This is a genomic window from Siccirubricoccus deserti, from assembly GCF_014283215.1.
Lineage (GTDB): Bacteria > Pseudomonadota > Alphaproteobacteria > Acetobacterales > Acetobacteraceae > Siccirubricoccus > Siccirubricoccus deserti.
On sequence record NZ_JACOMF010000011.1, the window covers coordinates 21,124 to 43,534 of the forward strand.

Genomic DNA, 22,411 nt, shown 5'->3' on the forward strand with positions numbered 1-22,411 from the left:
GTGCCCCGCCAAGGGGGGCACCGGCCGCGGCCGCCAATCCGATACGGTTGCGTCAGTTCGACTGACGCCGCAGGAAGGTCGGGATCTCCAGCCCGATCTCGCCCTCCGGGGCGGCGCGCGCCGGGGTCCGGGCCGGCGCCGGGTCCAGCCGGGGCGCGACCGGCGCCGGCTCCGGCAGGTTGCGCCGCATCAGCGGGGCGGAGCGGCCGGTGACGGTCTGGAACAGCCCGCGCAGCCCACCGCTGGCCACCGGCGGGGCCGGCGGGGCGAGCGTCGCCGCCTGGGCGGCGACCGGCGCCGGGCGGCGCTGCGGATCAACGGCCGGGGCCTGGGTCTCCGGTTCCTCCTCCACCACCACGACCGGCACCGGGCCGAGCGCCTGCGGCGCCGGCGCGGCGACCGGCGAGGCGGATTGATTCACCGCCGGGCGCAGGAAGCTGCCGGGCATGCCAGCGACGCGACGAGGCGCCGGGTTGGGCGGGGTGGCCGGCGCAGCGGTCACCGCCGGGCGGGACGGGCGGCCGCCAGGTACCAGGGTCAGCCCATCCGTCTTCGCCACGGCCGGCTGGGCCGCGGCCTGCGCCGCGGGATGCGTTCCCTGGGCCTGGACGGCGTCGATCCCGGTGGCGACGACGGAGACGCGGATGCGGCCGTTCATCGTCTCATCGATCGAGGAGCCGAAGATGATGTTGGCTTCCTCGTCCACTTCCTTGCGGATGCGATTGGCCGCCTCATCCACCTCGAACAGGGTGAGGTCGTAGCCGCCGGTGATGCTGATCAGCACGCCGCGGGCGCCGCGCATGGAGGTATCCTCCAGCAGCGGGTTGCTGATGGCGGCCTCGGCGGCCTTCACCGCGCGGTCGTCGCCCTCGGCCTCGCCGGTGCCCATCATCGCCTTGCCCATCTCCGCCATGACGGTGCGGATGTCGGCGAAGTCGAGGTTCACCACGCCGGGGTTCACCATCAGGTCGGTGACGCCCTTCACGCCCATGTAGAGGACGTTGTCGGCCATCTTGAAGGCTTCCTGGAACGTCGTCCGCTCATTCGCCAGCCTGAACAGGTTCTGGTTGGGGATGACGATCAGGGTGTCGACGAAGGACTGCAGTTCCTCGATGCCGAGGTCGCTGGCGCGCTTGCGCTTCGGGCCCTCGAAGTCGAAGGGTTTGGTCACCACGCCGACGGTCAGCACGCCGCGCTCGCGCGCCATGCGGGCGATCACCGGCGCCGCCCCCGTGCCGGTGCCGCCGCCCATGCCGGCGGTGACGAAGACCATGTGGCAGCCGTCCAGGTGCTTCGCCAGCTCCTCGGTCGCTTCTTCCGCCGCGGCGCGGCCGATCTCCGGCTTGGCGCCGGCACCGAGCCCCTGCGTCAGATGCGGGCCGAGCTGCACGCGGCGCTCCGCCTTGCTGTGCACCAGCGACTGCGCATCGGTGTTCGCCACGACGAACTCGACCCCGTCGAGTCCCATGGCGATCATGTTGTTGACCGCGTTGGTACCGCCGCCCCCGACACCGATGACGGTGATCCGTGGGCTGAAATCGGTGTGCTGGGCAACGGGCAGGGTCAAATTGAGCGTCATGCGTGCATCCCCCTTCACCAAATCCTAAGTGATCGTTTCGATTCGTGTCTCACGGCCCCCACCGCAAAACCGAATTAGTTCAGGCGTCCTCATCATCTCCCGGGCCGTGCCTTGCGGCACTACGCCCGGTCCCGCAGCCAGTTGACGAAGCGGCGAAACGCGCCTGGCGCCCGATCGGGACCGGGCACCAGATCGAGCAAAGGACGGCCTTCCCCTGCCGCCCAGGCGAGCAGCCCGAGCGGCGAGGCGAAGGCCGGCCCCGAAGCGGTTTCGGGCAGGCCGCGCACCGGATGCGGCCGGCCCAGCCTGACCTGGCGGTCCAGCACCCTGGCGGCCAGCTCGCGCACGCCCACGAGCTGGCTGGCGCCGCCGGTCAGCACCACCCGCCGGCCCATCTCCTGGCTGAGCCCGGCCGCCTCCAGCCGATCCTTGATCAGCTCGAAGGTCTCCTCCAGCCGCGGTCGGATGATGCCGACGACCATGGCGCGCGGCACCCGCGCGATCTGGTCCTCGGCCTCGCCCACCAGCGGCACCGGCAGCCATTCGCGCTCGTCGTCCGGCGCGCCGAGCACCCCGCCATGCAGCGTCTTCAGCCGTTCGGCATGCGCCAGCGGCGTCGACAGCAGGCGGGCCAGGTCGTTAGTCACGTGCCAGCCGCCGACCGGCAGCTGGGCAGTGTGCAGCAGATGCCCCTCGGCGAAGACCGCCAGGGTGGTGGTGCCGCCGCCCATGTCGATGACCGTGGCGCCGAGCTGCTTCTCATCCTCCACCAGCGTGGCGAGGCCGGCGGCGAAGGGGGCGGAGACCAGCTCCTCCACCTCCAGGTCGCAACGCAGCAGGCAGGCGCCGAGATTGCGCAGCGACGCCTGCGCCGCATCCACCAGATGCAGCCGCGCGGTCAGCGTCTCGCAGATCATGCCGCGCGGGTCCTCGACCCCCGGCGTCGCATCCACGGTGAAGCCGAGCGGGAAGCCGTGCACCGTCTCCCGCCCATCCTCGGCGCAGCGGCGGCGGCCCTCGTGCAGGATGGCGCGCAGGTCGGCCTCGGTCACCGCGCGGCCGGCGATCGGCCACTGGATATGGAGCTGCCGCGATTCCGGCTGGCCGCAGGAGAGGTTGACGATGGCGCCGCGCAACTGCGTATCCGCCATCACCTCCGCCTGGCCGACCGCGGCGCGGATGGCGCGCTCCGCCTCCTCCAGGTCGACCACGCTGCCGCCCTTGATGCCGCGCGCCCGCTGCCAGCCGAAGCCCAGCGTGCGCGGCGCCTGGTCACCCTCGATCCGGGCGATGATGCAGACGACCTTGGTGCTGCCGATGTCGAGGATGCCGAAGGTGCCACTGCGGGCACCCCGGCGGCGCTGCGGCGGCGCGGGCGGATCGATCGGTGGCGGCAGGCGCATGATCTGGTTCATCCACGGCCGCTCCTCACCCGCTGCGCCGCAGGCTGCTCGGCCGCGGGCGGGGCGGGCGGCAGCCGCAGCACCAGCTTGTCCGGCAGGCGCAGGTCGATCGCCGCCAGCGTCCGGTCGAGCAGCCCCTGCTTCGCATGCAACTCGACAAGGCGAGCCAGCGCCGCGGCCTCCTGGCCCTCCGGCAGCAGCACGTCAGTGCCGTTGCGCAGCCGGAGATTCCAGCGCCGCTCGGCCACCCGCACCAGCGCATGGGTGCGGTCCTGCACCTCGGGCACGCTGCGCAGCAGCGCCACCATGGGGCCGGCAACCCGGTCGGCGCCGGTGCCGACCACCAGCGGCAGCCGGCCGAAGGCGCCGATGTTCTCGGTCGCCACCACATTGCCGTGGTCGTCGATGACCGAGAAGCGGCCATCCCGCTGCCAGATCGCGAAGGGCTGGCGCTCCTCCAGCCGGACCCGGATGGTGCCGGTCAGGTGGCGCTCGACATGCGCCCGGGCGACCCAGGCGATCATCTCCAGCCGCTCCCGCGCCGCATGCGGGTCGAAGCCGAGGATCGGGTCGCCGCGCCGCACGGCCAGCGCTTCCCGCACCAGCTCCGGCGGGGTGTTGCGGCTGCCTTCCAGGAGGACCTCGTTCACCGTCAGCCCGGCCTCGGCGCCGATCTCCGCCGCGCCCTCCCACAACCCGGCCAGCCTCCCGTAGGGATCGGCCGCCATCACCGCCAGCGCCGCCACCACCAGCGCGCCGGCGCCGAGCACGGCGAGCCCGGCCGGCCGCGCCAGGCCGCGGCGCCGCCGCAGCCAGAGCCGGAAGCGGGAGGGCCGCGACGGCGCGCTGGTGACGGCGGTGCGGCTGCGTCGGGTCGGCTCGCGCTCGCGCCGGGCGCGGCTAGGCTCCATGGCGGGCGTTCTCCACCATCCAGGCGCAGAGCGCGGGGAAGGGCATGCCGACATGCGCCGCCTGTTCCGGCAGCAGCGATGTGGGCGTCAGCCCCGGCTGGGTGTTCAGCTCCAGCAGGATCAGCCGGCCCGGCTCGCCGGCGGTGTCGTCGTAGCGGAAATCCGCCCGGGTCGCGCCCCGGCAGCCGAGCGCGCGATGCGCGGCGACCGCCACCCGCATCGCTTGGTTGTAGATGCCGGGGTCGATCGCCGCCGGCAGGATGTGGCGGGAGCCGCCGGCGGCGTATTTGGAGTCGTAATCGTAGAACACCCCGGCATCGGCCAGGATGTCGGTGACCGCGAGCGCCCGGTCCTCGAGCACGCCGACCGTCAGCTCGCGGCCAGGGATGTATTCCTCGACCAGTGCCTGGCTGCCGAAGCGCCAGCCGCGGGCGATCTCGCCGCGCCGGTTGTCGCCGCTGCGGAGGATGTGGACGCCGACCGAGGAACCCTCGTTCACCGGCTTCACCACGAAGGGCCGCGGCAGCGGATCGGTCTCGGCCAGCTCGGCGAGGTCGACCAGGCGATGCGGCAGCACCGGCAGGCCGGCGGCGTGGAAGACGGTCTTGGCGGCGACCTTGTCCATCGCCAGCGCCGAGGCGCGCAGCCCGGAATGGGTGTAGGGCAGGCCGAGCCAGTCGAGCACGCCCTGGATGCAGCCATCCTCGCCATAGCGGCCGTGCAGCGCGTTGAACACCACATCCGGCTTCGCTGCCTGAAGCGCCGCGATCAGCCCACCGAGGTCGCGCGTCGCCTCGATCGGGGTGACGGCGAAGCCGGCCTCGCGCAGCGCCGCGATGCATTGCGTGCCGGAAGCGAGGCTGACCTCGCGCTCGGCGGAGATGCCGCCGTAGAGCACCGCGACCCGGGTCATGCCGCCGCTCCTTCCGTCAGGGGGATGCCGAGGCGCCTGATTTCCCACTCCAGCGCGACGCCGGAATGCGCCAGCACCCGCGCCCGCACCTCTTCGCCCAGCGCCTCCAGCTCGGCGGCGGTGGCGGTGCCGGTGTTGAGCAGGAAGTTGCAATGCTTCCCGCTCACCTCCGCGCCGCCGCGCCGCAGGCCGCGGCAGCCGGCGGCGTCGATCACCTCCCAGGCGCGGGCGCCGGGCGGGTTCTTGAAGGTGGAGCCGCCGGTACGGGCGCGCACCGGCTGGGTCGCCTCGCGCGCCGCGCGGATCTCGGCCATGCGCGCGGCGATGGCGGCGGCCTCGCCGGGGGCGGCGTGGAAGCGCGCGCGCAGCACCACGCCGCGCGGCGGCAGGCTGGCGTGGCGATAGGCGAAATCCAGCTCGGCGGCGGTCAGCCGTTGCACCCCGGCGGCGGTCGCCACCTCGGCCCAGTCCAGCCGGTCCTTCACCTCGGTGCCATAGGCGCCGGCGTTCATCGCCACCGCGCCGCCGATGGCGCCGGGAATGCCGGAAAGGAATTCCAGCCCGGCCAGCCCCGCCGCCGCGGCATGCTGCGCCACCACCGCATCCAGCGCCGCGGCGCCGGCGACCAAGCCATCGGCCTCGGCCTGCACCGCGCCGAAGGCGCCGCCGAGCCGCAGCACGACGCCGGGCAGCCCGCCGTCGCGGATGATGAGGTTGGAGGCGGCGCCCAGCACGGTCAGCGGCATCGCCTCCGGCAGCCCGGCGAGCAGCGCCACCAGATCCTCCGCATCGGCCGGCCGCACCAGCCATTCCGCCGGCCCGCCAACGCGGAACCAGGTGAAGGGCGCCAGCGCCGCGCCGGCCTGGACCCGGCCGCGGATGGCGGGAATCGGGTTGGCAGACATGGACCGGTTGCTCATGCGCGCCTCAGCGGCGTGACATTCGTCGCGCGCGGCTCGGCGGCCCGGCGGCTGCCGGGCTGCAGCGCCGCGAGCTGGTCCGGCAGCGCATGCGCCCAATTGGTGATGCTGCCGGCGCCGAGGCAGACCACGTAGTCGCCCGGCTTGGCGATGGCGTTGAGCATCTCGGCCAGGCTTTCCGGCCCCGGCAGCGGCACCACGCTGCGATGGCCGCGCGCCCGCAGCCCTTCCACCAGCGCGTCCTTGTCGACGCCCTCGATCGGCGCCTCACCGGCCGGGTAGACATCCGCGACGATGACGGTGCCGGCATCGTTCATGCACGTGCAAAAATCCTCGAACAGGGTTTGCAGGCGGGTGTAGCGGTGCGGCTGCACCACCGCGATCACGTCCCGCGCCCCGGCCTGCCGCGCCGCCTTCAGCACCGCGGCGATCTCCACCGGATGGTGGCCGTAGTCGTCGATCACCGTCACCCCGGCGGTCTCGCCGACCCGGGTGAAGCGCCGCTTCACCCCCTTGAAGCCGGCGAGCGCGGCGCGGATGGTCTCCTCTTCGATCTCCATCTCGACGCCGACGGCGATGGCGGCGAGCGCGTTCTGCACATTGTGCTGGCCGAGCATGGGCAGGCGGAAGGGCTGCATGGTGCGGCTGCGGCCGCTGGCGCGGTCCTGCACCGTGACGGTGAAGGTGGCGCCCATCCGGTCCATCAGCAGCTTCTCCGCCCGCACATCGGCCTGCGGCGAGAAGCCATAGGTGACGATGCGGCGGTCGAGCTTCGGGATCATCGCCTGCACCTCGGGATGGTCTAGGCAGAGCACGGCGAAGCCGTAGAAGGGGATGTTGCCGACGAACTGGGCGTAGCCCTCCTTCATCGCCTCCGCCGTGCCCCAGTGGTCGAGGTGCTCGGCGTCCATGTTGGTCACGATGGTGACGACGGAGGGCAGGCGGAGGAAGCTGCCGTCGCTCTCGTCCGCTTCCACCACCATCCAGTCGCCCTCGCCCTGGCGGGTGTTGGTGCCATAGGCGTTGACGATGCCGCCGTTGATCACGGTGGGGTCGATCTTCGCGGCTTCCAGCACGCAGGCGACCAGGCTGGTGGTGGTGGTCTTGCCATGGGTGCCGCCGACCGCGATGGACCATTTCAGCCGCATCAGCTCGGCCAGCATCTCCGCCCGGCGCACCACCGGGACCAGCCGCTGCCGCGCCGCCTGGACCTCCGGGTTGTCCTTGCGCACCGCGGTGGAGACCACCACCACCTGCGCCGCATCCAGGTTCTCCGCAGCATGGCCGATCGCCACCGGGATGCCGGCCTGGCGCAGCCGGGCGATGTTGTAGCCCTCCGCGATGTCGCTGCCCTGCACCTGGTAGCCGAGGTTGTGCAGCACCTCGGCGATGCCTGACATGCCGATGCCGCCGATGCCGACGAAATGGATGGGGCCGATGGTCTGGGGCAGGGCGCGCATCAGTGGGATACCTGTTCGGCCCGGCTGCGGACCAGGGAGAGGACGAGATCGGCCAGCCGACGCGCCGCGTCCGGCTGTGCCAGCTTCGCCGCGGAGGCCGCGGCGCGGGCAAGGGCGTGCGGGTCGGCCAGCTGGGTGCCCAGCTCGGTGCCCAGCCGGGCGGGGGTGAAGCCGCTCTGCGGCATCACGATGGCGGCGCCGGCTTCGGCCAGCATCCGGGCATTGGCCTGCTGGTGGTCGTCGATGGCATGCGGCAGCGGCACCAGGATGGCGGGGCGGCCGGCGCAGGCCAGCTCCGCCACCGTCCCGGCGCCGGCCCGGGCGATGACGAGATGCGCCATCGCCAGCCGGCCGGCGACATCGGGAAAGAAGGGGGAGAGCTCGGCCGGCACGCCGGCGGCCTGATAGGCGCTGCGGACCCGGTTGAGGTCCTCCGGCCGGCATTGCTGCGCCACCACCAGGCGCTGGCGCAGCGCCTCCGGCAGGGCGGCGACGGCCGGCGGCACCACATCGGCGAAGATCCGGGCGCCGAGCGAGCCGCCCAGCACCAGCAGCCGCAGCGCGCCCTCGGTGCCCGGGTAGCCGCGGCCGGCGAGCGCCGCCAGCGCCGGGCGGATCGGGTTGCCGATGACCTGCGCCCGTGCGCCGGACGGCACCTTGTCGGTGGCGGCGAAGGACAGCGCCAGCACATCGGCGCGGCGGCCGAGCAGCCGGTTGGCGCGGCCGAGCACGGCGTTCTGCTCATGCAGAACCGTCACCGGCCGCCGCCCCAGCATGCCGAGGGCGGCAATCAGCGGCGGCACGCTGGGATAGCCGCCGAAGCCGACCACCGCCGTCGCCCGCAGCCGCCGCAGCAGCCCGCGCGCCTGCCAGGTACCGGCGGCCAGCGCCATGGCGCCCTTGGCGGCCCGCAGCGCGCCAATGCCCGAGAGGCCGGAGCCATGCAGCACGAAGCGCTCGGCATTGGCGAAGGCGGCGCTCTCGAAGGCGGCGGAACGGGCGTCGGTCATCAATGCGATGCGCTCGCCGCGCGCCAACAGCTCGGCCGCCAGCGCCTCGGCCGGGAACAGATGGCCGCCGGTCCCGCCGGCGGCAATCACGATCGGGTCCACCGTCGGGCCGCGCATCACGCATCCCTCCTTCCGCCGGCCTGCCGGGGGGAGATGGCGGGCCTCACGACCCATCCCCCAGGCGGGAGCCGCGTCGCCGGGTCAGCGCCAGCAGCATCCCCATGCCGAGGGCGATCGCCAGCACCGAGGAGCCGCCGTAGGAGACGAAGGGCAGGGTCATCCCCTTGGTCGGGATCAAGTGCAGGGTGGAGGCCATGTTGACGAAGGCCTGCAGGCCGAATTGCGCCAGCAGTCCGGTGGCCGCCAGCACCACGAAGAGCTCGCCCTCCGCCAGCAGCCGCAGCAGTCCGCGCACGACGACGAAGGCGAAGAGCAACAGGATGACGGCGCAGATGATGAAGCCGAATTCCTCGCCGGCCACGGCGAAGACGAAATCCGCATGCGCATCCGGCAGCGCGTTCTTCACCCGCCCCTCGCCGGGGCCGCGGCCGAACAGCCCGCCATTGCCGAAGGCCTCCATCGCCTTGGTGATCTGAAAGGTGTCGCCGGAGGAGGGGTCGAGGAAGCGGTCCACCCGGCTGCGCACATGCGGCAGGATGAAATAGGCACTGACCGCGAGGCCGATGCCGCCGGCGAACAGCACCCCGACGACCGCGAGGTTCAGCCCGGCGACGAAGGTCTGCGCCAGGAACACCGCGACCACCACCATCAGCATGCCGAAATCCGGCTGCGACTTCAGGATGACGCAGACGACGCCGAGCAGCAGCACCGCCGCCGCCGGCCAGAGGATGCGCCCATGCAGCAGCCCGAGGCCCGGCTGCGCCGAGGCCTGGCGCTGCGCCGCCGCCCAGTTTCCCTCCGCCAGGAGCCAGGCCGTGACCACGGCGAGGCAGGGCTTGAGGAATTCGGACGGCTGCATGGTGCCGAGCAGCGGAAAGGCCAGCCAGCGCCGCGCGCCCTTGGTTTCGAAGCCGATCACCAAGGTCGCCGCGGTCAGCGCCAGCGCGCCGAGGCAGCCGAGCAGCGCCAGCCGCCGCACATTGCGCGGCGACAGCAGCGAGACCGCCATCATCATCACCGCCGCCGCCGCCAGGAACACCACCTGCTTGGCGAAGAGCAGGGTGCGGGAACTGGCGCCCATGACGCGCTCGGCAACCGCCGGGCTGGCCGCCAGCATCATCACGTAGCCGAAGCCGATCAGCCCCAGCAGCGCCGCCAGGGTCCAGCGATCGACCGTCCACCACCAGCGGCCCAGGACGGAGTCATCGGCGCGGCTGAGAGCCATCAGGCGGCCCTTTCCTGCGCGAGGGTGGTGACCAGTTGGCGGAAGCGGTCGCCGCGTGCCTCGAAGCCGGAGAACTGGTCCCAGCTGGCGCAGGCGGGGGAGAGCAGCACCACCGGCGCCGCACCCGCGCGGGCCGCCGCGGCGGCTGCGGGCACCGCTGCCTCCAGCGTGCCGAGGATCCGGTGCGGCACGCCATGCGCCGTGAGCGTCGCCGCCAGCAGCGGCGCGTCGCGGCCGATCAGCAGGGCCTCGGCGATGCGTGGGAAGTAGGGTGCCAGGCTTTCGATGCCGCCCTCCTTCGCCGTGCCGCCGGCGATCCAGACCACGCGGTCGTAGCTGGCCAGCGCCCGCGCGGCGCTATCGGCGTTGGTCGCCTTGCTGTCGTTGATGAAACGCACGCCGCCCTCTGTCGCCACCCGCTCCTGCCGGTGCGGCAGGCCGGGATAGCTGGCGAGCCCGGCGGCCAGCGCCTCGCGCGGCACGCCGAGCGCCAGCGCCGCGGCCACCGCCGCCGCGGCATTCTGGGCGTTGTGGCTGCCGGGCAGCGCGGGCGCCTGGCGCAGGTCGAGAATCGGGCCGGCTTCGTCCTGCAGCAGCCCGGCCTCGGCCCAGACGCCGCCGGGCTGGCGCGACTGGCCGGAGATCGGCAGGCGGCGGCCGGCCGTCGCCATGCCGCGCGCCGCGTCATCGTCCATGCCGAGCACGGCAAGGTCGCCCGCCCCCTGTCCGCCGAACACCCGCGCCTTGGCGGCCGCGTAGCCGGTCATGTCGGCGTGGCGGTCCAGATGGTCCGGCGAAAGATTGAGCATGATGCCGATGTTGAAGCTGAGGGTTGCGATTCGCTCCAGCATGTATGACGACATCTCGAGGACGTATACGCCTCCAGACCCCAATATCTTGAGAGACAGTGCCGCGGGACCGAGATTTCCGCCGACCTCGGCGGGGATGCCGGCACTCGCCAGCAGGTGGTGCAGCAGGGCGGTGGTGGTGGACTTGCCGTTGGTGCCGGTGATGCCGACGAAGCGGGCGGCGGAGCCGGCAGCGCGCACCGCCCGGAACAGGTATTCCACGTCGCAGAGGATTGGCCGGCCGGCGTCCCGCGCCGCCTTGGCCGCCGGATGCGGCTGCGGCAGAAGATGCGGGATGCCAGGGGAAAGCAGCAGCGCGTTCCAGCGAAACGGGGGGGCGGCGGGATCGGCCAGCATCAGCCCCGCCGCCGCGGCGCCGGCGCGGGCCTCCGGCCGGTCGTCCCAGCAGGTCACCGCGGCGCCCCAGTCGCGCAGCCGCAGCGCCGCCGGCAGCCCGGCCTTGCCGAGGCCGACCACGGCGATGGCCTCGCCGGCGAAGGGCTGGAATGCGTCGGCGGGCGGCCGGGTCACGCAACTCTCCTCCGGCGCTGCGGCTGCGGGCGCCGTCATCGGATCTTCAGGGTCGAGAGCCCGACCAGCGCCAGCACCATCGCAATGATCCAGAAGCGGATCACGATGGTGGGCTCGGCCCAGCCCTTCTTCTCGAAATGATGGTGGAGCGGCGCCATCAGGAAGACGCGTCGTCCGGTGCGCTTGTACCAGAACACCTGGATGATGACGCTGACAGTCTCGACAACGAACAGTCCGCCGACGATCGCCAGCACGATCTCATGCTTCGTCGCCACCGCGACCGCGCCGAGCGCGCCGCCGAGCGAGAGCGAGCCGGTGTCGCCCATGAACACCGCCGCCGGCGGCGCGTTGAACCAGAGGAAGCCAAGGCCGGCGCCGACCAGCGCGGCGCAGAACACCGCCAGCTCATTGGCCCCTGGCACTGCGTGCAGTTGCAGGTAATCCGCCAGCACCCGGTTGCCGACGAGGTAGGCGATCAGCGCGAAGACGCCGGCGGCGATCATCGCCGGGACGATGGCGAGCCCGTCCAGCCCGTCGGTGAGGTTCACTGCGTTGGAGGCGCCCATCATCACCAGCATCGCCACCAGTGGAAAGGCGAGGCCGAGCGGCAGCATGATATCCTTGAACACCGGCACCGCGAGCCCGGTGGCGATACCGGGCGGCAGCAGCCAGACGATCCAGATGGCGCCGACCAGGCCGACCGCCGCCTGCACCATCAGCTTCATCCGGCCGGAGACGCCCTTGGTATTGCGCTTGGTCACCTTCAGCCAGTCGTCGGCGAAGCCGAGCAGCCCGTAGGCGACGGTCACCAGCATCACCGCCCAGACGAGCCCGCTGCGCAGATCGGCCCAGAGCAGGGTGGAGAGCACCATCGCCAGCAGGATCAGCACGCCGCCCATGGTGGGCGTGCCCTTCTTGGTGAGCAGGTGGCTCTGCGGCCCGTCCTCGCGGATCGGCTGGCCACCGCGCTGGAAGCCGCGCAGCCAGCGGATCACCGCCGGGCCCAATACCAGCGAGAGGACCAGCGCCGTCAGGCAGGCGGCGCCGGCCCGGAAGGTGGTGTAGCGCACCAGGTTGAACAGCGCGAAACCCTCGGCGAAGGGTGCGAGCAGGTTGAAGATCAAATCGCACTCTCCGTCAGCGCCCGCACCACCACCGCCATTCGGCTGCCGAGCGCGCCTTTCACCAGAACCACATCCCCGGGCCGCAGCGCGTCGCGCACCAGCGGCGCCAGGGCCTCGCTATCCGCCGCATGGGCACCGCGCCGCGCCGCCGGCAGCAGCGCGTAGAGCCGGGCCATCTCCGGCCCGCAGGCGAAGACCAGATCGGCCCTTGCGGCGTCCGGCGCCAGCGCCGCATGCAACGCCGCGCTGTGCTCGCCCAGCTCCCGCATGTCGCCGAGCACGGCGATGCGGCGGGCCTCCGGCCCCCCCTTAGGGCGCAGCGCCAGCGCCGCCAGCGCCGCCCGCATCGCCGGCGGCGCCGCGTTGTAGCTTTCGTCGATCAGCAGCGCAGTGCCGCCAGGGACCACGATCTCGCGCGGCGCGCCCCGCCCGATTCCCGGCACATAGCCCGCGAGGGCCGGGGCGGCGCGCGCCGCGTCGGCCCCCAACGCCACCACCAGCGCCAGGGCGCAGCAGGCGTTCTCGGCGTGGTGCAGGCCGAGCGCCGGCAGCGCCAGCGCGACCTCGCCGCCCGGCAGGGCGATGCGCGCGCGGGTGCGGCCATCGACGCCGACCGCCGCCTCCAGCAGCCGCACCTCCGCCGCCGGGTCGCGGCCGAAGCCGAGGATGCGGGCGGCGCCGGCGGCGCGGACGGCCGCGGCGACCTGCGGGTACCAGGCGTTGTCGCGCGGCAGCACCGCGGTGCCGCCAGGCTGCAGGCCAAGCGCGATGCTGGCCTTCTCCGCGACGATGCCCTCGATGCCGCCCATATGGCCGATATGTGCCTCGCCGATGGCGGTGACGGCGACCGCATGCGGTCGCGTCAGCCGGGTGAGGGGGGCGATCTCGCCCGGGTTGTTCATGCCGATCTCGATCACCGCGAAGGCGGCCTCGGCCGGCATCCGCGCCAGGGTCAGCGGCACGCCCCAGTGGTTGTTGTAGGAGGCGGCGGCGGCATGGGTCGGGCCCAGCGCGCCGAGCAGCAGCCGCAGCATCTCCTTGGTGCCGGTCTTGCCGACGCTGCCGGTGACGGCGGCGATCCGGCCGGCGAAGCGCGCCCGCCCGGCCGCGCCGAGCGCGGTCAGTCCGGCCAGGCTATCGGCCACCCGCAGCAACGGCGCGTCGGGTGCCGCGCCGGGCGGGTCATGGTCCACCAGCGCCGCGGCGGCGCCCTTCGCCAGCGCCGCAGCGACGAAATCATGCCCGTCCCGCACGTCGCGCAGCGCGACGAAGAGGTCGCCGGGGGCGAGGCTGCGGGTGTCGATCGAGATTCCGGTGACGACGGGCTCCGCCGCCAGCGTGCCACCGGTCGCCGCCCGCAGTGCCGCCGCGTCCCACAGCGCGCTCACGTCGCACCGCCGGCGAGCGACCGCACCACCGCGGCATCGTCGAAGGGCAGGGTGACGCCGCCGATGGTCTGGCCGCTCTCATGCCCCTTGCCGGCCACCGCCAGCACGTCGCCAGGGCCAAGCTCGGCCATGGCGGCGGCAATGGCGGCGGCGCGGTCGCCGATCTCGCGGGCGCCGGGGCAGGCGGCCAGGATGGCGGCGCGGATCAGGGCAGGCTCCTCGGAGCGCGGGTTGTCGTCGGTGACGATGAGGCGGTCGGCCAGCCGGGCGCAGGCGGCACCCATCAGCGGGCGCTTGCCGGGGTCGCGGTCGCCGCCGGCGCCGAATACCACGGTCAGCCTGCCTGCCGCATGCGGTCGCAGCGCCGCCAGCAGCCGCTCCAGCGCATCCGGCGTATGGGCGTAATCGACATAGACGGCGGCGCCGTTCGGCAGCAGCGCCGCCCGCTCCATCCGCCCGCGCACCCCGGCGAGGCGTGGCAGCAGCGTGGGCAGCCGCGCCGCCGGCAGGCCGGTGGCGACGGCGAGCGCCGCCGCCAGCATGGCGTTGTCGGCCTGGAACCGGCCAGGCAGCGCCAGCACCACCTCGGCCCGGCTGCCGTATAGGTCGAGCGTCAGCGCCTGGCCCTCGGGCAGCGGCCGGTGGGCGAGCAGGCGGATCGCATCGCCGGCCTCGCCCATGGTCGCAAGCCGCAGCCCGCGCGCCGCCGCCACCCCGCGCAGCCGCCGCAGCGCCTCGGGCGCCATGTCGGCATTCGCCACGGCCGCCGCGCCGGCAGGCAGCAGCACCTCGAACAGCCGGAGCTTGGCGGCGAGGTAGGCGTCGAGGCTGCCGTGATAGTCCAGGTGGTCGCGCGTCAGGTTGGTGAAGCCCGCCGCCGCCAGGGTGACGCCATCCAGCCGGCGCTGGTCGAGGCCGTGCGAGGAGGCCTCCAGCGCCGCCCGGCTGATGCCGGCGCAGGCCAGCGCCGCGAGGTCGGCGTGGAGCGCCACCGGATCCGGCGTGGTCAGCGAGGCGCCGGGCGGGAAGCCCGGCGCCACCAGCCCCAAGGTGCCGAGCGAGGCCGCGCGGTCGCCGTCCAGCGTCCAGAGCTGGCGCAGGAAATCCACCGTGCTGGTCTTGCCATTGGTGCCGGTGACGGCGACCACCGTCGCCGGCTGGGCGCCGGCCATGGCGGCGGCCATCAGCGCCAGGATGCGGCGCGGATCGGCATCGGTCAGCAGCGGCCGCGGCGGCACGCCTTCCGGCCATGCCGTGCCCTCCGGCGCCAGCACGGCGGCGGCGCCGCGCGCCACCGCATCGCCAATGAAGCTGCGGCCATCCGCCCTTGCGCCGGGCAGGGCGGCGAAGAGGAAGCCGGGCCGCACCGCCCGGCTGTCGGCGGTCAGGCCGAGCAGCGCCGGCGCGGCGCCGGGCCCCGCAGGGCCCCCGATGCGCCGCATGAGGTCATCGAGCTGCAAGGCCGGCCTCGGACGGAGGCGTGGCGGGCACGACGGCGAGGCGCAGCGGCGGCAGCGCGACGGGCGCATCGGTACGGCGCAGCGGCGGCGCCTGGCCGATCGGCGGCGTCGGGATCGGCCGGAGCGGCGACGGGGCGGCGGCCGGCACATTGGCGCGCGGCGCCGGCGCGGCGGCGACCGGCGGCGTCGGCCGGGCCGGACGGCCGGGTTGCAGCGGGATGCTGATGGTCTGCTGGATCTGCGGCGCCCGCTCGGTCTCCGGCACCATGCCGAGGATCGGTGCGACCCGGCGGATCACCATGCCGGCGGCCGGCGCGGCGACCCAGCCGGCGGTGGCGTAGCCATGGCTCTGCGCATTCGGCTTCGGCTCATCGACCATGACGTAGATGGCGTAGCGCGGCGCGTTCATCGGAAAGGCGCCGACGAAGGCGGCGATGCGCTTGTCCTGCAGGTAGCCGCCGCGCGGTCCGGTTTTCTGCGCCGTGCCGGTCTTGCCGCCGACGAAATAGCCCGGTACCTCGGCGCCCTTGCCCGAGCCATCGGTGACGACGAGGCGCATCAGCCGCCGCATGGTGTCGGAGGTGCGCTCCGAGATGACGCGCACACCCTCCCGCGGCGCGCCATCGGCCTGCGCGACGAGGGTTGGCTGCCGCAGGATGCCGCCATTGGCCAGCGCCGCCACGCCGGTCACGACGTGCAGCGGCGAGACCGAGATGCCATGGCCGAAGGCGATGGTGATGGTGTTGATGTCGCGCCAGGCCTGCGGCCCGGGGGCGATCGGCCGCGCCGTCTCCGGCACTTCGAGGCCAAGCCGGGTCAGCATGCCCATCCGGCTCATGAACTCCCGGTGGCGCTGCGGACCGAGCAGCTGCGCCATGTGCGCGGCGCCGAGGTTGGAGGAGTAGGCCAGCACCTCGGGCAGGCTCAGGACGCGGTTCTTGCCCTTGTAGTCGCTGATGGTGAAGCGGCCGTAGCGGATCGGGCGGCGGGCGTCGAAGCTGCTCCAGACATTCGCCGCGCCGCTGTCGAGCGCCATCGCCGCGGTCAGCAGCTTGAAGGTCGAGCCGGGCTCGTAGAGGCCGACGGTCGCGCGGTTGAAGTGCGGGTCCTGGTCCTGCCGCGGCACCGCGGCGGAGCCGGTGCGGCCGACCGCCACGCGCAGCGGCGTGGCCGCCTGTGCGGCCACGCCTTCGGCGCGACGCTGCAGCCCGCCAGGGTCGGAGGCGTCGAAATCCGGCAGGCTGACCATGGCCAGCACTTCCGCGGTGTTGACGTCCAGCACCACGCCGGCGCCGCCGACGCCATTGAAGTCGGCGATCGCCTTCTGCACCGCATCGCGCAGCGCCACCTGCACCCGGACGTCGAGCGAAAGCCGCAGCGGCGTGCGGTCGGTCCGCAGCCGCTCGTCGAAATGCCGCTCCACCCCGGCGATGCCGCGGCCATCCACGTCGACCTGGCCGAGCGCATGCGCCGCGGCCGAGCCCTGCGGGTAGAAGCGCCGCTCGGCCGGGCGGAAGTGGAAGCCCGGGATGCCGAGGTTGTTGATCGCCTGCTGCTGCCGCGGCGGCAGGTTGCGAGCGATGTAGGCGAATTGCACCGGGGTCTCGGTGCCCGGCACCAAGCGTTGGGTGATGCGGGCGATCAGCCGTTCCCGGTCAAGTCCGGGCAGCACGGTCAGCAGCCGGTCGGCGGCGGCGGCGGGATCGTGAATCTCCTCCGGGTTGGCATAGAGCTCGGTCACCTGCAGGGAAACCGCCAGCACCTCGCCGTTGCGGTCGGTGATGGCGGCGCGGCTGACGTTCGGCTCGCCGGTCGGCACCCGCACCGCGGGGCGCAGGCGCGGGGTGGTCGGATCGAAGATGGTGGCCAGCGACAGCTTCAGCCCGACCGCGCTGAACAGCAGGGCGAAGCCGCCGGCGGCCAGCACCAGCCGGCCACGGGTCCGCTCCATCTGGGCGCGCCGGGCGAGTTCGGGTGCCGCCACCCGGACCAGGGCGCGCGATCCCGACGTGACAGCCGGCAGCGGCCGACCGGCTGGCGCCGCATGCGGTGAGGGCGGGACGAAGTCGTAGCCATCCTCCGGCGGCAGCGTCACCGCAGGCCTCCGCCGTTCAGGGTGGCGGCGTTGGCGCTGCCGAAGGGCACCGGCGGTGCCAGCATCGGCCGGCTGCCGCCGAGCGCGGAGCCGCCTAGGGAGGAGCCGCCTAGGGAGGAGCCGCCTATGGACGCACCGCCCAGGGACGAACGACCCACGGCGGCGGGTGCCGGCTCGGCACGGCGCGGCGCCGCGGTGGCGACCTGGGTGACCATGGGCGCGCCGAGCGAGGAGACGGTCCGGCGGGCGGGCGGCGGGGCGGCGCTTGCCACCACCGGCATCGCCGGGCGGGGCGCCGCGATCGCCGGCAGCGCTGCCACATCGGTTGCCGGACGCGAGGCCGGGCGCGGCCGCGGTGCCGGCGCGCTGGGGCGGGCGGTATCGGTTGTCGTGGTGCGCGGCTCCGCCGGGTGAGGGGTGGGGGCTGGGGCCGGCGCGCGGACGGCCACCGGCGGCTCAGCCTCGCGCGGCAGGGCCTCGGGCAACTCGAGGGCGATCGGCGGCGCGGCGGGCGGCGGAGGCGGCGCGACCGGCGCCGGCTCCACCGGTACGGCGCGCGCCAGCTGCACTGCCGGCGCGATCTGCGGCAGCAGCGCCAGCGACACCGCCTCGCCAGGCGGCGCGGTCGGCTCGCGGGCGGCGAAGAGCGCGGTCGGCCCGTCATAGGCGACAACCGCCGGAAGCCGCCGCTCGGCCTCGTTCAGCCGGATGAACTGGCTCGGCTGCATCGGCTCCAGCGACAGGTGGCGCTGGGCAACGCCGCGCAGCCGCTCCGGCTCGTTCAGCCAGGCCCATTCCGCCTGCAGCGTCTGGGTGCGCTCATTGGCTTCGTCGATGCTGCGGGCGATGCTGCGCAGCTCGCGGTCGAGCAGCGCCGCCTCGTGCTTGGTCGTGTAGAGGTGCAGCCCGGCCAGTGCAGCGGCGACGAAGCCGACGATGTTGAGCGGTCGGAAGATCATGCGGCATCCCGATCGAGCGGCAGGCGTTCCAGGGCACGCAAACGCGCGCTGCGGGCGCGCGGATTGGCATCGGTCTCGGCGGCGCCGGGGCGCAGCGCGCGCGGCGTCAGCAGGCGGTACCCGGCCGGGGCCGGGCGGCCGGCCAGCGCACCGGGATCATGGCGGGAGGTGCCGCCGCCGCGGCCGGCGCGGCTGGCCATGAAGCGCTTCACGATCCGGTCCTCCAGCGAGTGGAAGGCGACGACCACCAGCCGCCCACCCGGAGCCAGCAGCCGCGCCGCGGCATCGAGCCCACGCTCGACCTCGCCCAGCTCGTCGTTCACCGCGATGCGCAGCGCCTGGAAACTGCGGGTGGCGCGATCCATGCCTGAGGGATCGTAGGGGGTGACGGCGCGGATGATCTCGGCCAGTCGGCCGGTGGTGGTGATCGGGGCCTCGCTCCGCGCTGCGACGATGGCGCGGGCGATGCGGCGGGAATGGCGCTCCTCGCCCAGCGAGAAGAGCATGTCGGCAAGCTCCGAATCGGCCAGTGTGTTCACGAGGTCCGCGGCCGACTTGCCGACTTTCTCCATGCGCATGTCAAGCGGCCCGTCGGTGCGGAACGAGAAGCCGCGATCGGCCTCGTCGAGCTGGAAGGAGGAGACGCCGAGGTCGAGCACGACGCCATCGAGCTGCGCCACTCCGGCCTGCTGCATCAGGGAGAGCAGATCGCCGAAACGGCCTTCCAGCAAATGAATGCGGTCGGGATGGCGCGCCGCGAGGCTGGCGCCGCGGGCGATGGCGTCGGGGTCGCGGTCGATGGCGTAGAGGGTGCAGCGCGCCGCGGCCAGGATGGCGCCGGCATAGCCGCCGCCGCCGAAGGTGCCGTCGCAATAGGTGGCGCCGTCGCGCGGTGCCAGGCTCTCCAACACCTCGGCGAGCATGACCGGGACGTGGCCGGAGGCTTCGGCGCCAGGGGCGCCCTGCTGCGGCCGGTTCGTTCCTGTGGGCGCGGTCATACGTCGCCCCCGTCGTCGAGCGCGTCGAGCCGGGCTTCCTCCTCGAGGAAGGCGGCGTTGGCCCAGATTTCGAAGAAGGCGCCGCGGCCGGCGAATTGGATCTCGCCGTCGAGTCCCGCCTTCTCCGCCAGCTCCTTCGGCATGACCACGCGTCCCTCGGCATCGGGGTGCAAAGTGTGAACGCGGCCGAGCAGCCTTCGGGTGATGCTCTGGTACTCCTGGGAAAGCTTGCTGAGGCCGGCGACACGACGCTCGACCTCGGCCATGAAATCAGGCTTTGGCCAGACCTCGATGCAGGGCAGGTGACGGGAGGGACGGAGGATGACGTCCTCGGCGCCGATGCGGGTGAGGATGGCGCGGAAGGCGGCCGGCACGGAGATGCGGCCCTTCTTCGCGTCGAAACTCCCCGGAATGGTGCCCGCGAAATCGGACATCGCCCTGCAACCGCCCCCCCGGCATCGGCGTGCCCCACCTGATCAGCGGCCGGTGGGGCCCCCCGACCCCACCGACTCGCCCGACCATCCCGCTGCGAACCGCTCGCCCCCCCGAGCGTCTGGTCCCTCGCGGGATGAGGTGGGATAACATGGGAATGTCTGGGCGTACAAGCACGAATACCATTTCGGCATACTAAGTTTCTGGTCGAAGTACATGAATTTACACAGCTTGGCGTCGCCACGGGACCGAATACCAAGAACTTCACGAACCGACCGGGACGCGAGTCGTGCCGCCCCGATTTGTTCTTTTCCCGGGCTGGGAATTCCGTGGATAGCTCTGTGGATAGAGTGCGCCAGGCGGCCTGTAAGCCGGGTTCTGTCCACCTCCGGAATTCCGGGGATGGGACGACCATTCCTCTATCGCCCGCCTTACGGCAAGGCTCTCGCGGCCAACCCGGGCGACGGGGCGGGAACGCCCCTGCGGCACCATCCCGAAGGATAGCCCGCCGGTCACCCCTATTCGGCCTTGCTCCCGGTGGGGTTTGCCATGCCGGCCCCGTTGCCGGCGCCGCGGTGCGCTCTTACCGCACCCTTTCACCCTTGCCTGGCGCGGCTTTCGCCGGGCCGGGCGGTTTGCTTTCTGTGGCACTTTCCCTGAGGCTCGGAGCACGCCTTGCGGCATGCCCATCCCCCCGCCGGCCGTTGGCCGGCACCGTGTTCCCGTGGAGCCCGGACTTTCCTCCGGCCCACGCCGCAAGGACGCAGGCCGGCGGCCGTCCAGCCACCTGACGCGGCGGCCTCATGCGCCTGCGGGCAGTGGCGCGTCAACTCAGGACGAAGACTCGATCAGCGCGGCGACGGCGGCGACTCGCCCGAGCGTTCCGGCATCCGCCGCGCCATCCACCCGCGCCGGATGCCAGCGGCGCTGGAAGGCGGCGAGCAGCACGGCCAGCGGCAGGTCGGCGCGGTAGCCGATGGCGCCGAGCAGGCCGGGCACCGCGGCCAATGGCGGCGGCGTCAGCACCGCCTCCGTCCACAGCCCGACGCCGTTCGCCGCCAGCCCTGCCCAGTCGAACAACTCGCCCGGGTCCTGCTTGCGGTCAGGGGCGATGTCGCTGTGCGCCACCACATTGCGCGCCGGGATTGGATGGCGGGCGAGGATCTCGAGACAGAGGTCGCAGACCGCGGCCATCTGCAGGGCCGGGAAGTCGCGGTAGCCCCATTCATGGCCGGGATTGACGATCTCGATGCCGATGCTGCGGCCGTTCAGCCCGTCCTGCCCGCGCCAATGCGAGACGCCGGCGTGCCAGGCGCGGCGCTCCTCCGGCACCAGGGCGAAGACCGCGCCATCCTCCTCGACCAGGTAATGCGCCGAGACCCTGGCGGCCGGATCCCGCAGCCGGGCCAGCGCGGCGGCGCCACTCTGCATGCCCGTGTAGTGCAGCACGAGCATGTCGGCCGGCGTGCCGGAAGGGCGCTCGTCGTGGTTCGGGCTCGGCGCCGGGCGGATCATCAGCGCTGCGGCATGGTCCGGGATGGCACCACGCAGGTCACAGCTTGCGCTCGCGCTTGACCCGGTCCCAGGCGGCGTTGATCTCGGCCACCTTCTCGGTCGCGCGCTTGACGAATTCCTGCGGCACGCCGCGCGCGGCCAGGCTGTCCGGATGGTTCTCCCGCATCAGCCGGCGCCAGGCCAGGCGCACGCCCTCGTCGCTGGTATCGCGCGGCACGCCGAGGATGGCGTAGGGGTCCGGCCCGGTCTGCGCCGCCGCGGCGGTGCCAGCACCGGCATGGCCGTCGCGTGCCCGTTCCCAGCTCCGCGCATCCAGACCGAAGCCGAGTTGCACCCGCTGCAGGAAGGCGACCTCGGCTTTGGTCAGCGGACCATCGGCGCGGGCGATCTGGAAGAAGGCCGCCAGCACATCCTCCAGCATGCCCTTGTTGTCGGTGAAGGCCTGGCCCAGGCGCTCGGCGAAGGGGGCGAAGTCGTCGCTGCTGTCGCGGGCGTGGTCGAACAGCTGGCCGACCTCGCGCAGGCTTTCCGGCGGGATGCGAAACAGCCGCTTGAAGGTGTCGATCTCGTGCCGGTTCACCGCCCCGTCGCATTTCGCCAGCTTGGCCGCCAGCACCACCACGCTGATCGCGAACAGCTGCTCCCGCGAGCCCAGCAGCGCCGCCATATCGGCCGCCTGGTGCGCCGCGGAGCGGCCGAACATGCCGCCGACGCCGGGCGCGCCGCGCCCCTGGTCCGCCGCATGGCCCAGCGCCGCGCCGACCACCGCGCCGAGCGGCCCGCCGGTGACGAACCCCGCCACCCCGCCGATGATCTTGCCCCAGAGACTCATGCCAGCAGCCTTACCACGCCGGCGCCATGCGGCGAGAGGCTTCCGGCGCCGTCGCCGGGCGGAGGGCCTTCCAGGCATGCCGAGGAACCGGCCGGATTGAGTGTATACAAATTACCTGAACATCCGGCTCCAAACGCATTTGGCTTCAAGCCAGTTCTTTCACGCAGATGGTTTCGACCTTGGTGGCGCTGCCCTGTCCGATTCTATTCGCTGGCGGCAATGGCAGGGATCTCCACTGTTTGCTTGCAAGCGTTGGACGCCGCTGGTCGGCGGGCTCAGCGGGCCATCGGCCCCGTGGGTCACGGTCCGGCTGGGTGGAAGCTGCCGGCGAGGCCGCGGAAGAGTCCCGCGTGCGGGCAGGCGGCGGCTGGGCTGCGTTAGCTGGGACTTGATCCGGCAGCTTGTGTTGATTTCCGAAGGATGGAGCCGGTGGGTGGGCGCGGTCCTTGCCCTCGCGCTCGGACCGCGCCTGCTCACCGGCGGAGCGGAGGCCCTGGAGACAGCACAGGAACAGAAGAGCATCCGCGCCGAGGTCCGGCTGCCGGAGCTGGCCTGCCAGCCCGGCAATCTCAGCCGGGCCTGCAATCCGCGATGAGCGCGCGCAGACGGGCGCACTGATCCACCTCGACATCAAGATGCCCAGCTGCATCGATGGCGCGGTCACCACATCACCGGCGACCGCACCGGC

At 73.0% G+C, this 22,411-nt stretch carries 19 protein-coding genes and 1 other RNA gene; 1 reads left to right on the forward strand and 19 read right to left on the reverse strand.

Going from position 1 to position 22,411, the window contains the following annotated elements; translation table 11 throughout:
• Positions 1–52: 52 nt before the first annotated feature.
• The 19 genes from ftsZ to H7965_RS11480 all read right to left on the reverse strand — a co-directional run bounded on the left by ftsZ (position 53) and on the right by H7965_RS11480 (position 21,723).
• Positions 53–1,579 (reverse strand): cell division protein FtsZ, encoded by a 1,527-nt coding sequence (ftsZ, locus tag H7965_RS11390; protein ID WP_186770702.1) that lies wholly within the window; start codon positions 1,577–1,579, stop codon positions 53–55.
• A gap of 119 nt (positions 1,580–1,698) precedes the next feature.
• Positions 1,699–2,994 carry a cell division protein FtsA gene (ftsA, locus tag H7965_RS11395; protein WP_186770703.1) on the reverse strand — a complete coding sequence of 432 codons (1,296 nt, stop codon included), beginning with the start codon at positions 2,992–2,994 and terminating at the stop codon, positions 1,699–1,701.
• Positions 2,991–3,893 (reverse strand): cell division protein FtsQ/DivIB, encoded by a 903-nt coding sequence (locus H7965_RS11400; RefSeq protein WP_186770704.1) that lies wholly within the window; start codon positions 3,891–3,893, stop codon positions 2,991–2,993. The genes ftsA and H7965_RS11400 overlap by 4 nt, the downstream gene beginning before the upstream one ends.
• Positions 3,883–4,806 (reverse strand): D-alanine--D-alanine ligase, encoded by a 924-nt coding sequence (locus tag H7965_RS11405; protein WP_186770705.1) that lies wholly within the window; start codon positions 4,804–4,806, stop codon positions 3,883–3,885. Before H7965_RS11405 ends, H7965_RS11400 begins: the two co-directional genes overlap by 11 nt.
• Positions 4,803–5,711 (reverse strand): UDP-N-acetylmuramate dehydrogenase, encoded by a 909-nt coding sequence (gene murB, locus H7965_RS11410; protein ID WP_186770706.1) that lies wholly within the window; start codon positions 5,709–5,711, stop codon positions 4,803–4,805. Before murB ends, H7965_RS11405 begins: the two co-directional genes overlap by 4 nt.
• Positions 5,712–5,722: 11 nt before the next feature.
• The gene (gene murC / locus H7965_RS11415; protein WP_186770707.1) at positions 5,723–7,186 is read right to left on the reverse strand and encodes a UDP-N-acetylmuramate--L-alanine ligase; all 1,464 of its coding nucleotides are present in this window, start codon (positions 7,184–7,186) and stop codon (positions 5,723–5,725) included.
• A complete protein-coding gene (gene murG / locus H7965_RS11420) occupies positions 7,186–8,313 on the reverse strand; it encodes an undecaprenyldiphospho-muramoylpentapeptide beta-N-acetylglucosaminyltransferase (protein WP_186770708.1) in 1,128 nt (375 codons plus the stop codon). The genes murC and murG overlap by 1 nt, the downstream gene beginning before the upstream one ends.
• Positions 8,314–8,359: 46 nt before the next feature.
• Positions 8,360–9,544: an FtsW/RodA/SpoVE family cell cycle protein gene (locus H7965_RS11425; protein WP_390624563.1), complete on the reverse strand. Its 1,185-nt coding sequence runs from the start codon at positions 9,542–9,544 to the stop codon at positions 8,360–8,362.
• A complete protein-coding gene (gene murD / locus H7965_RS11430; protein ID WP_229682520.1) occupies positions 9,541–10,920 on the reverse strand; it encodes a UDP-N-acetylmuramoyl-L-alanine--D-glutamate ligase in 1,380 nt (459 codons plus the stop codon). The genes H7965_RS11425 and murD overlap by 4 nt, the downstream gene beginning before the upstream one ends.
• 35 nt (positions 10,921–10,955) lie before the next feature.
• Positions 10,956–12,044 carry a phospho-N-acetylmuramoyl-pentapeptide-transferase gene (gene mraY, locus H7965_RS11435; protein ID WP_186770711.1) on the reverse strand — a complete coding sequence of 363 codons (1,089 nt, stop codon included), beginning with the start codon at positions 12,042–12,044 and terminating at the stop codon, positions 10,956–10,958.
• A complete protein-coding gene (locus H7965_RS11440; protein ID WP_186770712.1) occupies positions 12,041–13,432 on the reverse strand; it encodes a UDP-N-acetylmuramoyl-tripeptide--D-alanyl-D-alanine ligase in 1,392 nt (463 codons plus the stop codon). Before H7965_RS11440 ends, mraY begins: the two co-directional genes overlap by 4 nt.
• Positions 13,429–14,874, reverse strand: coding sequence for a UDP-N-acetylmuramoyl-L-alanyl-D-glutamate--2,6-diaminopimelate ligase (locus H7965_RS11445; protein ID WP_186770713.1), 1,446 nt, complete (start codon positions 14,872–14,874; stop codon positions 13,429–13,431). Before H7965_RS11445 ends, H7965_RS11440 begins: the two co-directional genes overlap by 4 nt.
• A gap of 4 nt (positions 14,875–14,878) precedes the next feature.
• On the reverse strand, positions 14,879–16,987 hold the full coding sequence (locus H7965_RS11450) for a peptidoglycan D,D-transpeptidase FtsI family protein (RefSeq protein ID WP_186770714.1): 2,109 nt from the start codon (positions 16,985–16,987) through the stop codon (positions 14,879–14,881).
• Positions 16,984–17,946: a cell division protein FtsL gene (gene ftsL, locus H7965_RS11455; protein ID WP_186770715.1), complete on the reverse strand. Its 963-nt coding sequence runs from the start codon at positions 17,944–17,946 to the stop codon at positions 16,984–16,986. The genes H7965_RS11450 and ftsL overlap by 4 nt, the downstream gene beginning before the upstream one ends.
• The gene (gene rsmH / locus H7965_RS11460; RefSeq protein ID WP_186770716.1) at positions 17,943–18,944 is read right to left on the reverse strand and encodes a 16S rRNA (cytosine(1402)-N(4))-methyltransferase RsmH; all 1,002 of its coding nucleotides are present in this window, start codon (positions 18,942–18,944) and stop codon (positions 17,943–17,945) included. The genes ftsL and rsmH overlap by 4 nt, the downstream gene beginning before the upstream one ends.
• A complete protein-coding gene (locus H7965_RS11465) occupies positions 18,941–19,378 on the reverse strand; it encodes a division/cell wall cluster transcriptional repressor MraZ (protein WP_186770717.1) in 438 nt (145 codons plus the stop codon). Before H7965_RS11465 ends, rsmH begins: the two co-directional genes overlap by 4 nt.
• Before the next feature lie 349 nt (positions 19,379–19,727).
• An RNA gene (gene rnpB / locus H7965_RS11470) (RNase P RNA component class A) lies at positions 19,728–20,167 on the reverse strand.
• Between the two features lie 40 nt (positions 20,168–20,207).
• A complete protein-coding gene (locus H7965_RS11475; RefSeq protein WP_186770718.1) occupies positions 20,208–20,891 on the reverse strand; it encodes an N-acetylmuramoyl-L-alanine amidase in 684 nt (227 codons plus the stop codon).
• 37 nt (positions 20,892–20,928) lie between these two features.
• On the reverse strand, positions 20,929–21,723 hold the full coding sequence (locus tag H7965_RS11480; protein ID WP_186770719.1) for a TerB family tellurite resistance protein: 795 nt from the start codon (positions 21,721–21,723) through the stop codon (positions 20,929–20,931).
• A 433-nt stretch (positions 21,724–22,156) separates the two neighbouring features.
• Between H7965_RS11480 and H7965_RS11485 the strand changes: the two genes are divergently transcribed.
• Positions 22,157–22,318, forward strand: a complete 162-nt coding sequence (locus tag H7965_RS11485) for a hypothetical protein (RefSeq protein WP_186770720.1) — start codon at positions 22,157–22,159, stop codon at positions 22,316–22,318.
• Positions 22,319–22,411 lie beyond the last annotated feature (93 nt).